General features: G+C 58.8%; 8 protein-coding genes. 5 read left to right on the top strand and 3 right to left on the bottom strand.

Annotated features, from left to right (window positions below):
* Positions 1–66: 66 nt before the first annotated feature.
* Positions 67–5217: a DUF7507 domain-containing protein gene (locus tag GZH47_RS09220; protein ID WP_162639824.1), complete on the bottom strand. Its 5151-nt coding sequence runs from the start codon at positions 5215–5217 to the stop codon at positions 67–69.
* A 293-nt stretch (positions 5218–5510) separates the two neighbouring features.
* On the opposite strand from GZH47_RS09220, the gene GZH47_RS09215 reads away from it, so the two are divergent.
* The 5 genes from GZH47_RS09215 to GZH47_RS09195 are packed head-to-tail and all read left to right on the top strand — an operon-like array spanning position 5511 to position 9152.
* Positions 5511–5912 carry a peptidylprolyl isomerase gene (locus GZH47_RS09215; RefSeq protein ID WP_162639823.1) on the top strand — a complete coding sequence of 134 codons (402 nt, stop codon included), beginning with the start codon at positions 5511–5513 and terminating at the stop codon, positions 5910–5912.
* On the top strand, positions 5909–6100 hold the full coding sequence (locus GZH47_RS09210; RefSeq protein WP_162639822.1) for a hypothetical protein: 192 nt from the start codon (positions 5909–5911) through the stop codon (positions 6098–6100). The genes GZH47_RS09215 and GZH47_RS09210 overlap by 4 nt, the downstream gene beginning before the upstream one ends.
* A 30-nt stretch (positions 6101–6130) precedes the next feature.
* Positions 6131–6859: a glycosyltransferase family 2 protein gene (locus tag GZH47_RS09205; protein ID WP_162639821.1), complete on the top strand. Its 729-nt coding sequence runs from the start codon at positions 6131–6133 to the stop codon at positions 6857–6859.
* Complete coding sequence (locus GZH47_RS09200) at positions 6849–7994, top strand: glycosyltransferase (protein ID WP_162639820.1); 1146 nt, start codon at positions 6849–6851, stop codon at positions 7992–7994. The genes GZH47_RS09205 and GZH47_RS09200 overlap by 11 nt, the downstream gene beginning before the upstream one ends.
* Before the next feature lie 9 nt (positions 7995–8003).
* A complete protein-coding gene (locus tag GZH47_RS09195; RefSeq protein ID WP_162639819.1) occupies positions 8004–9152 on the top strand; it encodes a polysaccharide pyruvyl transferase family protein in 1149 nt (382 codons plus the stop codon).
* Between the two features lie 302 nt (positions 9153–9454).
* Here the strand turns inward: GZH47_RS09195 and GZH47_RS09190 are convergent, their stop codons facing one another.
* Together GZH47_RS09190 and GZH47_RS09185 are read right to left on the bottom strand one after the other, a co-directional pair.
* Positions 9455–11386: a TOMM precursor leader peptide-binding protein gene (locus GZH47_RS09190; protein WP_162639818.1), complete on the bottom strand. Its 1932-nt coding sequence runs from the start codon at positions 11384–11386 to the stop codon at positions 9455–9457.
* Entirely contained in the window at positions 11383–12966 is a 1584-nt protein-coding gene (locus tag GZH47_RS09185) for a hypothetical protein (RefSeq protein WP_162639817.1), read from the bottom strand. The genes GZH47_RS09190 and GZH47_RS09185 overlap by 4 nt, the downstream gene beginning before the upstream one ends.
* Positions 12967–13242 lie beyond the last annotated feature (276 nt).

Raw genomic sequence — 13242 nt, 5'->3', positions numbered from 1 at the left:
AAAAAGAACCGTCAAATCCGAAACAAGCGGATTTGACGGTTCTTTGCTTTGCTGCCGGAGCACGCGTTACTCTTCGTGCGATTCCACGGTAATGATCAGGACGTTCGAATGAATCGTAAACCGCTGCAGCGACTCGGCCGGCTGGAAGCTGACCGCGGCTTGGTTCCGGAGCTGTTCGTCGGACAGCGCGGCCGTCTGTTCGGCTTGGAACGAGACTTCCACCGATTGGCCCGGCGCCAAATTTCCGATCGGAATGCCGTGCGCCGGGTCGGCGCCCGGCACGGTTCTGCCGCTGATTTCCACGGTATTCGGCACGAATTGCGTACCTGCCTGAAGCAGGTCGGTCAGCACGGCTGCGTTAATCGCGATCTCGCTGACGTTGGCGGCTTTAACCGTGAACCGGACCGTATCCCCGACGAAGATCACTTTATCGTCCGCGCTCTTCGTCACGACCAGCGGCGGCCCGATGACCTTGAGAGATGCCGATGCGCGCAGCGGCCCTGTCTGGGCCGAATCGACGAACATCGTATTGACGATCGGCACGCCGGGAGCGGCATCGGCCGGGACGGTAAAAGGCAGGATGATCGACAAGGCTTCGCCGACTTCCTGGAACGCGACTGTTCCGATCAACCCGAGCAGCGGGTCGGAGACGCGGACATTCACGAGCGGCACGTTGCCTGTATTGACGCCTTCGAGGCGGAAGAAGACGACTTCGCCCGGGATCGCTACCGGAGGAAAGACCGTCTTGACGATCTCGAGCTTCGGATCTTCGAGCACGGTTACTTGGACGGTGGACGACACGGGTGCGGTTTCGTCGGTGCTGAGTACCGCCGTGTTCGTCAAGATGGTCCCGCCGCGCGCGTCCAGCGGTATCGTGAACGTACGGGACAGCAGAGAGAAGAAGCCGGCCGGAATGAGGTCCACGGTCTTGTCGATGCCGAGCAGGTCGTCTGTAAACCGTAAACCGGTCAGCGGCGCGTTCGAGTCGTTCCGGATTTCGAAGGAGAACGTCACGGTTTCGCCGGGCAGCGCGGCGGACGGATCGACCCGTTTGACGAGACTGAGCCGGAACTGCGGCAGCACCGTAACCGTGGCCGAGGCGGAAGATTCGCCCGTTTCATCGGATGATGCCGTCGCTGTATTCGTCAGCACCGTGCCCGCGGGGACGTTCGGCACCGCGAACGGAAGCGGGAAGACGAGGCTCGCCCCGACGGCCAGCGCCGGAATGACGGAACGGAAGCCCAACGTCGTGTCGGCGACGACCACGTTCGTCAAGTCGACGTTGCCGGTATTGCGTACCGTAATCGTTGCGGTGACCGTTTGGAGCGGCGCAGATTGGGCAGGCGCGATCGTCTTGGTCACCTGCAGCGCGGGACTAGGATCAATGGCAACGGAAGACGTGCTTTCTTCGGGATTGGTCTGATCCGACGATACCACGGCCGTATTGACGATGACGGATCCGGCCGGAGCGTCCGCGGGAACCGCGAAGGGAATCGTCAGCGTCTGGCTGTCGCCAGGGTTCAGCGTGCCGACGACTTGAGCGAAGCCGAGCGTATCGTCTCGCACCTCGACATTCGTCAAGACGACGGTGCCCGGATTCGATACGGTAATCGAATAGGTAACCGTACCTCCCGGGGAGACAACGGCAGGATCCGACGTTTTCAAGATGGTCAGCACGGGCGGCAAAGGATTCACAAGCACGTTAGCCGTTGTTTCCGCCGTATCGGTCTGATCGGAGAAGGCCGTGCTTCGATTGACGATGACGGTACCGACAGGCGTTCCGGCAGGCACGACGAACGTAGGCGTGAAGCTCTGGGATTGACCGATGGCGAGCGTCGGAATCACGGCGTTGAAACCTAACAGATCGTCGCGGACGGTAACGTTCGTCAGCGGCACATTGCCCGTATTGGCGACCGTTATCGTATACGTGATCGTATCCCCGGGCAGCGCATTGTCCACGTCCGGCGTTTTGGTGAGCGCAAGGGCAGGCTGGTCGTTGACCGTCACCGTTGTCGTTCCTTCTTGGGGACCGGTCTCATTCGTCGACGCGGTGACGACGTTTGTGAAGACGGTGCCGGCAGCGGAGCCGACGGGGATGACGAACGGAATCTTTTCGGTCGCGGACGCGCCCGGATCGAGCGATTCGATCGTGTTGACGAACCCGAGCAGCGGATCGGAGATGACGATGTTGGTCAGCGTGACGTTGCCGGTGTTAACGACCGTGATCGTGTAGTTGACCGTATCGCCGGCATTGGCCCGGGACTGGTCGACCGTCTTGGTCAGCGTGAACGAAGGCTGCAGCGGGACGATGATCAGCGAAGCGGTATCCTGTTCCTCCACGGTCACCGTGTCGAACGTGCCCGTAGCCGTCGCGGTGTTTATGAATGGACTCATGCCTAGATTAGGCACGATGAACGGATAATCGACGGTCCGGGATTCTCCGATGGCGAGCGTGCCGATAATGATGTTCAAGCCGATCAAGGGATCGGATAGCCGCACGTTCGCTAACGCCGTATTGCCCGTATTCGTCACCACGAACGTATAGGTGACGACGTCCCCGGGGAATGCCGCTCCCGGCGAGACCGATTTGGATAACGCGATGGCGGGATCGCCGATGACCTTCACGACGGCGTCCGCCTGCTCGGGTCCGGTCTGATCCGTCGTGACTCTCGCGATGTTCACGATCGTCTCGTCTTGCTTGGCGTCCAGCGGAATCACGAACGGTACCGTAATGATAATCGCATCGCCGGGCTTGAGGGCGGCGTACGTTTGGTCCACGCCTAACGTCGGATCCACGATCCGGACATTCGTTATCGTGTCATTGCCGGCGTTCGAGACCGTAATCGTATAGGTGACCGTTTCGCCGGGCGCGGCGACCTGCGGTTCAACGCTCTTGAACAAGAATACCTGCGGGATCGGAGGCACGACGATGGTTGCCGTGTCGGAAGCAGGACCCGTCTCGGTGGAATCGGCCACCGTCAAGTTCGTGAAGACAGTGCCGGCAGCCGCTCCGGCCGGTACTTGGAACGGCACCGTGAAGGTCCGCGTTTCGCCTGGGGCGAGCGATGCAATGAATTGCGATAAGCCGACGAGGTCGTCTTTGACCGTGACGTTCGTGATCGGCGCATTGGACGTATTGGTGACCACGATCGTATAGACGACGGTTTCGCCGGGCGGGACGGAGATGCGATCCGGCGTCTTCGTGACCGCCAGGCTGAAGGCGGGAAGCACGGTGATGATGGCCTGATCCTGAACGGGAAAGGTCTGGTCGGACGTTGCGACGACCGTGTTGAAGATCTGCGATCCGGCCGGCGCATCGAGCGGCACGATGAATTTGGCTTCCAGATCGATCGAGGCAAACGGCGGCAGGAAAGACACGATATCGATCAATCCGAGCAGCGAGTCTTCGATACGAAGATTCGTGAGCGGGAAGGGAGCCGGATTTTTGAGCGTGAAACGATAAGTAACGGTCTCGCCGGGCAGCGCCTCGGCAGGGAACGGCGTCTTCGTGATGAAGATCTCGATGGCTTTGCTGACTTGCAGGATGTAATCTTCAACCTCTCCGTCCGTAGCGGGTCCCAAACTTCTTGTATCCGGCGGCGACCCCGGCGTTGGCGACGCCTGGATCGGATTCGTATTGACCAGCGTATCCGTCGTCAGCCGAAGCCGGACGAACGTATGGTCGATGGCCTGCACGGCACCGGGCAGCGGGAAGAAGTCCAGGAAGAACGTTTGCGTCCCCGGCTGCGAAGGAACCGCTAGAACGGGCGCGGCTTCGTCCGCTTGGAAGATCCCGTCTCCGTTGAAATCGATCCATCCGTACAGATTGGCCGGACTTCCGGTCGCGTTGGTAACCGTGACGGGCAGGGTATAGATGCCGGTGTTGGCGACGAGTACGGGAAGGGGAACGGTTACTGCGTCGTCTTGAATGCCGAGCGGGATATCGTCGCCCGTTGCGTCGAAGTTCTGGTGCGCATCGGCTTCCGCGGTGACCCGGGTGCCAAGGAAGAGGCTGTTCACCAGCCCGTGCCGCGGGCCGTCCGACGACAGGAGCGTCGAATAATCGTCCGGGCCGTTGCCGCTGGACGTATCCGGCGCATCGCCGAAATCGAGGTTGATGGTCGCGAGCGCGCACATGGTCGCGTCGTTGAACGACGAGGTGACCGTGGAGGAGAAGCGCACGGCGGTCGCAGTGTTGCCGGCGATGGTGAAGCGGTAGATATTGCCGTCATTGTTCGAGATCGCATAGATCGTTCCCGTTGAATCGAGGGCCAGCGCGCCGAAAGGCCCCGTCCGAAGCGGGCTTGTCGCGATGTTCGTAATATTGCCCGTCGCCGGGACGATTCGCTGCATAAGACCCGTAGGCGTGATTGCGTACAGATTGCCGTCCTGCGGCCGAAGAACCCAATCGCTGACATTAAGCGCCCGGCTTAAGGCGACGCCGAAATTGCTCGTTTGCTCCAAGAAACCGTTGGCCGGATTGACCAGCTTCAGGAAGGTCGCGGAATTGGGCCGAAGATCGACGACATAGAAGCGCGTTTCGTTGTTGACGAACAGGTATAGGAAACCATTCGAATCGAAGGTGCCCACGTTGTAGATATCCGCCGGAAGTCCGGGCGGCAGCGGAGCCAGGCCGATGACGTTTCCGCTGTTATCGATGCGGACAAGGCGATTGTTCGTCTGATCGTACCCGTAAATGTAATTATCCAGCGGGTTGTATCCGATGGCATTGATGTCTACCGGCGGATTCACGGTGCCTTGCGCAATGGCGGAACCGGTGACGATGTTGATGTTGAACCAGACGCTCGGCCTGCCCGTGAACTGGATCATGCTTGTCGTGCAGCCGAGCGGGTTCGCGACGGTATCGTGACTGAAGTTGTTGTTTGCGAGAATGGCATTGCCCGTGACTTGGGCTCCTGACACGGCCACCGTTAACTTACTCGGACCGTTGGACATGGTGAAGCCCGGCGGCTGCGTAAAGGCGGTCGGCGGACAGGTCGCTCCTGGATTAGCGACCGTCTCGTACACGGTGTACGTTCCCGCCGCGGTAATGGTGAAACTGTAATTCCCGTTGGCGTCCGTTAGAACCGGGGTGCACGTACCTCCGGCGGGGTTGAACAAGACGACGAACACGTTCGGAATTCCCGGTTCACCCGGGTTGAATAGACCGTTGTGATTCAAGTCGTTGAACACGATTCCCGTAATGGTTGCTGGCATCGCGCGTCTGGATGCCTCCCTTCGATCTGGCAAAATGGTCTTCGAACCTATATATCCATCTCTTATGCTTATTCGCGATCGGAGCCGGGTATTAGCGTTTTGTCGTTTGCGCGAATCGCCCTAATAAACGACCAAGGACACCTACCGTCAGGGTGTCCATTTTGTCTTGCGGTGTCAGGAGAACATTTTGGCTGCTGCTAGTGAAATGACTCAATCGTTCCTCCTCTTAGCTGTATACGTTAGTAAGGATGGAAGCTTGGAAGTTTTCAGATGGAAAAGGAGGCTAGAGAGCGATGAAGTTTATCGTAAACGAGAGAGAACTGAAGGAATATTTTGACGGGCTGGCCCGCCTGTTCCGGCAGCCGAACGCAGCGCAGCAGACTGCAGCGGAGCCGCTTAACGTATCCGTGCTCATGGAAGAGCTGCGTCAGACGATTCGGGAGGAATTGGCTTCGATCGCGGCAGAGGAGCCGCGCGATGCGGGTGCATACAGCTTGAATAAGCTTCAGCAGGTTTTTGAACCGTACACAGGCAAGCCGGCCGAACTGTTAACCCCGGCAGGTACAGTCGAAGGGACGATCACGAAGGTGGGCGGCGATTATTTGATCATGCGCGAGCATGGGGGGACAAGCGTCATGGTGCCGCTGGAACAGATGATCGCCTTTCAACTGACCGGAAAGCAGGTGGAACGATGATCGAAGAGCTGCAATCGCTCGTGAACAAAGAGGTTCAGATCGCGAGCGCCTTGGAAACGATCAGCGGTACGCTCGTGTCGGTAGACGGCGCGGCGGTTACGATCCGCACATCGGAGGTATTCGGCTACGAGAGCGGCAGCTATGCGATCATTCAGCTGCGCTTTATTTCGTATATTCGGCTGCTGTAACCATTAGGGAGGTAAGGGAGGAGAGGCAAATTGTCGTTTCAACGCGTACCAGGGCTGGTCAGCATCGTCGTCACCGTCTACAACAAGCTTCCCTATCTGGCGGATTGCTTGACAAGCCTGCTTAATCAGACCTACACGAACTGGGAACTCATTCTCGTCGATGATGCATCCACGGACGGGTCTTATGACTATGTCATGAATTGGCTGAACGGCAACGAGCCTTTACTGCGGGAAGGAAAGGGGATTTATACGCTGCGGCTTCCGCGCAATATCGGCTACGCCGGCACCATTACGGCGGGGATGTTTCTGGCCAAAGGAGAGTTCATCGCTATCCAGGACGCGGATGATCTGTCCCACCCGGAGCGGGTTGCGAAGCAGGTCCGTTATTTGGATCAGCATCCGCAGATCGACCTGCTCGGTACGAACTACGAAGTGTTCGAAGACGGGCAGCCGGACCGGAAGCTGCCGGTGTATTGGCTGAAATACGGCGATCAGATCGGGAAGGTCTACGCGGAAGGCGGGCATTGCATCTGCCACGGCACGGCGATGTTCCGAGGGAAGGTATTCGATCAGATCGGCGGACATACGCGGCGGATCGAAGGCGCGGAGGATTACGAGTTTATCGTGAAAGCGATCAAGCCGGGAGCGAAGAACGTGGACAATTTGCGGGAGGTGCTGTACTACTACCGCAAGCATCAGAAGCAGCGCTCGCGCAAATATTTCGGCAAGTCGCAGCAGGCGCATGACTATGATGCGTAATCGGATTCGGCTGTTGATGGTGATGGACAGTTTAAATGTCGGCGGCACGGAAACCTATGTATTGAGCCTTATAAAAGCGTTCCCCTCGCTCGGCGTCATGCCTGTATATGCAGGCGGAACCGGCGTGATGTATGAAGCCTTTGCCCGTGCGGGGTGCCCGATTCATCGCGTGGAGCTGCGGGCGGAGCAGCTGCTGGACCCGGCGCGCCAGGAGCAAGCGGTACTCGCGCTTACGCAGATCATGCGCAGCCGGAAGATTAATTTGGTGCATATTCACCAAACCCCGTCCGGCCTGTATGCGGCGGAAGCGGCAAGGAAGCTGGGCATTCCGGTCGTGTTCACGGTGCATGGCGCTTATTATCCGCCGGATCAGCTGCAGCTGATGAAGGCGGCCGGATGCACCTTCGTCAGCGTGAGTCCGCCTGTATATGCGTATTTGGAGCGTCAGGGCATTTCGTCGCATCTCATTGGGAACGGCATTGATTTCGAACAGTATCGTTCCGAATCTTCTGCCGAGCTGCGCGCCCGGCTTCGCATTCCGGAGGGGGAGAAGGTGGTGGTCTACGCGTCCCGCCTGGCATGGGACAAGGCGGCGGTATGCGCGATGCTCGTCCGGGCGGCACGCACGATTCGCTTGAGCGGGACGCTTCCCCTCCATGTCGTGATCGCGGGTTCAGGCAATCAGGCCGCCGCGATTGCCGAGCTGGCCGAGACGGTGAATCTCGAATGCGGCGCGACGTTCATTCATCTGGTGGGCAGTCAAATGCAAATGCGCGATTACTACAATCTCGGCGATCTTGTCGTCGGGACGGGAAGAGTGGCGCTGGAGGCGATGGCATGCGGGAAACCGCTGCTGGCGATCGGCAACCACGGCTATTTCGGCTTCGTGAACCCGCCTGTTTATTCCGAGGCGTGGCAGTATTACTTCGGCGATCATGATTCCAAGGAACGTCCTTCCGAGCAGCGGATCGGAGAAGCGATCCGCGAGGCGTTCGCTTCGGCTGGCAAGCTGGAGGAGATGGGCCGGCAGGGGCAAGCATGGGCGCGGGACAATTTTCTTATCCGCGATAAAGCGATTCAGATGAAGCGGCTGTACGACGCCTTGCTGCCGAAGACTTTGATTGGGATGGAGTGATCGGGACGTATGCGAAAAGTATTGTATCTAGCGTGGATCGGCTTCAACAACCTCGGGGACGAGTGGATGTGGGAGATGTTCAAGGCGATGGCGGATGCCCATCTGAGCGAGGATGAATATGTTGTCATTCCATCGCTTCCGAAAGAAGAGTGGAAGAAGGTAAGCCAGTACGATACGATCGTGCTCGGCGGCGGATCGCTGATCGTCCCGGGGTATGTCGATCTGGTGCATGATGCGCTGGAGCTCGGGAAGACCATCGTCATCTGGGGCAGCGGACATGACCGGCTTCATCAATGGGCGCCTTCGCAAGATGGGCAGCTGAAGCCGGAGAAGGCTGTCGAAAGCCCGGCGTATCGGCAGAAGCTGAAGGCGATTATGGAGCAGAGCGCCTATTGCGCGGTGAGAGGGCCGTGGACGCTGGATTATCTGGCATCGCTTGATGCCTTGCCGAAGCATATCGCGATGAGCGGAGATCCCGCGATGCTGATGAACGCGCCGATGCCGGCATCGGCATTGCAGCCAGCGTCGCCGGCATCGCAGCCGGAAGCGGCATCACAAGCGGAATCGGCATCGCAGCCGGCATCGCCGCTTCAGCCGGCCGACAACGTCCAAGGGCAGGTTCGGACGATCGGCATCAACTGGGGGACCACCTATAACCGGCTCTATGGCGGCAGCGAGGAGCGGGTCGAGGACCAGCTTGCAGACACGTGCCGCTCGCTGCTTAGGCTCGGATACAGGCTTCATCTGTATTCGGTCTGGGGGCCGGATCAAGAAGCATTGGCGCGGCTGTACCGCAAGCTCGGCCAAGATGAACGCATAACGTTCGATCCCAAGGTGCATGCCGCAGCGGAATACGTGCGGCTGATGTCTGGTTTCGAAGCGACGATCAACTTCAAGCTGCATGCCAACCTGTTGTCTGCGGCGGCGAACGTCCCGTTCGTCTGCATCGGTTACCGGTTTAAGGGCTTCGATCTGATGCACGGCCTGGATCTAGCCGATTGGATCGTACCTGCGGATGACCCGCGATTGGCCGAGAAGCTGACGGAGAAAGTCCAAGCTGCGGCGGCTTGGCGGGACGGGTATATCGGCAAGCTGGAAGCGGGGCGGGAGGCGGCGTATCAAGCGCTCGTAACGCCGTTTCGGAAGCGATTGTTTTAATGCGATAAGGAGCGAGGGAGAGATTGTCCGGGATCGATGGGACAATCTTTTTTTTATGAACGCCGGCGAAGGGCGAGCACGCAAGCTAGTTGTACGATTTTTCGTACAAAACGCCTGCGACAGGTGCCCGAGCAAGCAGTGTTGTACGCCGCCCGAGCAAGCAGTGTTGTACGATTTTTCGTACAAAACCCCGGCGACAGCCAACCGCACAAGCGACAGCGTCCGTCAACAAGCCGTTCCCGTCCGTTAAAGAGGTCCCCCAATAAACAGGCAGACCTCGCCATACGAACGATTGTGCAGATTCACGGAAACGGATGCGGATACGGGTTAAGCTCCTCTACCGACAGTTTATGGTCGCTGTATCCCAGCTTCATCGGTACTTCCAATAAACGGTCAAGGCCGTGAATTCGCGCGAACCGGTGTCCGAACGTCATCGGCAGCATGCCCGGCACCAGCACTTTGACGCAATGCAGTCCGTTGCGGAGCGTCTCGCTCGTTGACTGGTCGACGACAAGGACATCCAGCTTCAAGCTGTGAAACACCTCCAGAAGCCGTTTCAGGTCATCGGTCAGATCGTCGTTCATCGCGACAGGACCGAATGATTCTTCGAACGTCCGGAGAGGGCGATGTCCGTCCAGCAAGAATGCAAGCCGTTCCTCGGACTGCGGCAGGCCGTATAGCAGGGCATGATCCTCCATTTGCTGCACGAGGGAAGAATCGCGAAACATCGCCTCGGCTTCCTCGCGGCGATCTCGCAAGCGTTCTTCGATCCGCGTAATCGTGACGGCCAGCTCATGCACGGCGCTTGTTGCGGCACGGATGGGATCCAGATGAGCTCCCGCGGCACAGACCAGGTTCAGCGCCTGATCCGCCCCGCCCTTCGCCACGGCCCAGATGCTCGGAATGCCGTTCTCCATCGTCGAGTTGTACAGCTGCACGTCGTATCCCGTCACGGCTCTTAAGCGTTCGATCATCACGAAGAGCTCCTTATCGCCGGACGAACGGTAATCGAGCCGCGGGAGAGGCAGTCTGGCGTACCAGGCCAGCAAGAACGAATCCCGCTCGACCACTTCTAACAACCCGTAGAAGATTGCTTCCTCCAGGCTTCCGCCGATCGCGCAGCCATTAGAGATCTCGTAAACAAAACTGCCTGGTTGGCTGAGGCTGTAATAGGCCAGCCGCTCGGGCACAAGAATCGGACGATTCCGCAGAAACGAATAGCCCCAGACCCATGGCATTTTGGCGGCGGGATCGAAAGGCACGAAGGGGAAATCCGGTTGTTCGAAATTCGCCTGCGCATGGAAACCTGCCTGTGACGGATCCATCGCGATATCCTTTAGACGCAGATAACTGTCATGTACGACCGTTCGTTTGCCCCGTGGCGCGAAGCCGCAATACCGCTCCAATCCTTCCAAAATGGCTGCCAGCTCACTGTCCGCGAACGAATGGGAATGGCCGCCCGTCACTTCGTTCGAGATGTTCATGGGGAGGTTCGCGACGGCGCTGGCGAAGGCGGACAGGAAGTCGTACTGTTTGCCGTTGAGCAGCCCGGTTCGGCTGTCCCAATAGTCTCGGCCCAGCACCTGCCCCAGCTCGTGCATCGAACGGCTGCGGTAACTGTCCCGGTTCAGCTTCTTGCACGGCTTCAGCGCGATTGCGGCTTCTTGCATGGAATCATCCGGCAGTCGGCCGCAAACCCGGCAAATGTGCTCGGGCAGGACGAAGTGGAGGGAGGTGCGCAGCGTGCGGAGGTTAACGAGATAGATGCGGTTCTCCGACTGTGCGTGCTCTCCTTGAAGAACCTTGGCCGCTTCCGCGGAGAGTATGCAAGCGAGATGCCGCAATCCCGAAGGAGGCAGCACGGCGGGAGGAGAAGGAGGAAGTTCGGGGAAGAGCAGCCTCATGAGCTCGTCGTCCATCACTTCGAGGTCGCGCCCCGCGCGGGTTCGCCTTGTTTCCGCGCACTGGATGCAGCCGGTCGTTCCAGGATGGACCAGCGGGCCCACCACGCCTTCTCCCTTGGATACATAGCAGGGCAGCCATGGGATACCAAGGGGTCGCAGCATCTCGTCGGCTTGAAGATGATCGGACGCATTCCCGCCTAGTACGAGAACCAATTCAGCGGAAGCCAGGCCTTCGCCGAAATCCGGTTTGCGCACGGTTCGGAACCCCGACAAATGCTGGCACACCGTATCCGCGAAGACACCTTCTCCAATAATTAAAACCGTGTTCATGGGGACTCCTCCTCGCCGAGCAGGATGCCGACGACCGCAATCGGCCCTTCGCTCAGGAAAGACTCGCATCGCAGGTCAAAGACCTCAAGGCGTTTGCGATGACGCCTCAAGGTATGGATGGCCGATCGGATCCATGATGGTCGCGCTATCGGGTCTTCAGAGGGAATGGCGACGCTTTGCGGCGGATGCAGATGATCGTTCCAAATCACGGAAGCGACCGGCGTGCTGGCCGTTTGCATCAAGGCGTTTTGCAGCGATTGGCGAAGCGCGAGCGTCATGTTGAGGCCAACGCCGCCATGCCATGCAGCGCCTGAACGGACCCACGCGACGGGAAAGCCGAGCAGCGGTTCCCCCGATGCCATGCGGGGCTCGCCTTCGAGAATCGTCAGCGCCCGCAGCAAGTACTGGCATTGGAGATCTTCGACGGGGGCATCGTCCATGCGAGCGAGCTTCAGTCCATGATGAAGGGGCCGCTTGCCCAGCTCTTGGGTCAAATAGGCATGCAGCCCGCGTTCGGCCGCTTCGGCGAAGGTAAGCCCCGCTCCGATCCATACGTCATCCCGCCGGCTTGAAGGCAGCTCCGGAACGAACAGCGGCTTCAAGCGAGAGACGTAGCTTTCCATTCCCGCAAGCGCCGAATCCCGGCGCGCATCCACATGCGTCAAACCGCTGCCGACAATGGCCGGCAATAAGCTTGCAGGCCTTTCCGACAGAGGGTCGGCAGGCTGAACGAGACACTGTGCCAGCGGGAGCTGGCGCAGCGCGCCTTCCTCCCATGCGCGGAAGATGCCCGACACCTCCGACGTCAATCCATTGAACCATTCAAACCATTCTTCCGGAGCAGGCTCTTGTTCGTCTTCGAGGTTCAGCACAACATCCGTCACGATGCGAGCGGGTTGATATCCGGATAGGACCGGATGCGGAAGAATGGGATGCCAGTCGCCTTCCAGCGTGAGCGGATGCAAAACATAACAATGATTGCTGCAATGGATCTCATCCGTTCCCGAATCCGAATCCGAATCCGTGTCCGAATCCGAATCCGAATCCGAAACCGCGTTAAGCCATTCATTCACGGTCAGATTCGTTAAGAGGCTGAGCGCTGCTGCAGAGCAAGGCTGCGATTCGGGGTCGGCAGGAAATACGGAGGCATGCAGGCGCCTCCATGCAGACGCCGGGCAGCTGTCTCCTTCTTGGCGGAGCAGCGGCCCGGCGATGCACATGCCTCCGATGAACATGGCAGGGAGCAGCGGTTTCTTGCACGCGATGCATGCGGACTGGAGCTGCTGGAGTTCGGTTAAGTCGCCATGCTGGGCGGCATACAGGATAAAGGAGAACGGTTGAACCGCGGCCGCCCAATCCACGTCGCTGCTTGCTGCTAAGGCGAGGATATTCAGCTCGGCCTCCGAATCCCGGAGGAGCGCTTGTTCCTTAACTGTCTGAAGCTCATCTGCGATGCTAGACTGCGCGTTTGCGACAAGTACGTTGACTTTGGTCAAGCCCGATGCGTACCAAGCCTTAACAAGGGAGACTAAGATGGCCCCGGAACCCACCGCAAGTACCTCTTCATCCTGAGAAGACATGCTGCTTACCTCCACTCTTGGCATGACTCGAATAAGAAGCGTTTGTGATCCATTCGTCATCCGCGGACCCTGCTTTTATGTTAAAAAATATGTCGCACCTTGTTTGATTAGTACGTCAGCGAAGGGAGGCTTGGGTACGCCTTTATTGGGGGCGGGCCGGGTTGATCCCCAAATGATTAGGATATGAAAATGAACAAAAGCTTGTCTCGACGGATATTCCCCGACATTCACCCATTTTTGAATGCGCCCGACCCATGATGGGGCCGAATTCATACA

It is taken from the genome of Paenibacillus rhizovicinus (assembly GCF_010365285.1).
Taxonomy (GTDB): Bacteria; Bacillota; Bacilli; order Paenibacillales; family Paenibacillaceae; genus Paenibacillus_Z; species Paenibacillus_Z rhizovicinus.
This window is presented reverse-complemented; position numbering and strand designations above follow the sequence as displayed.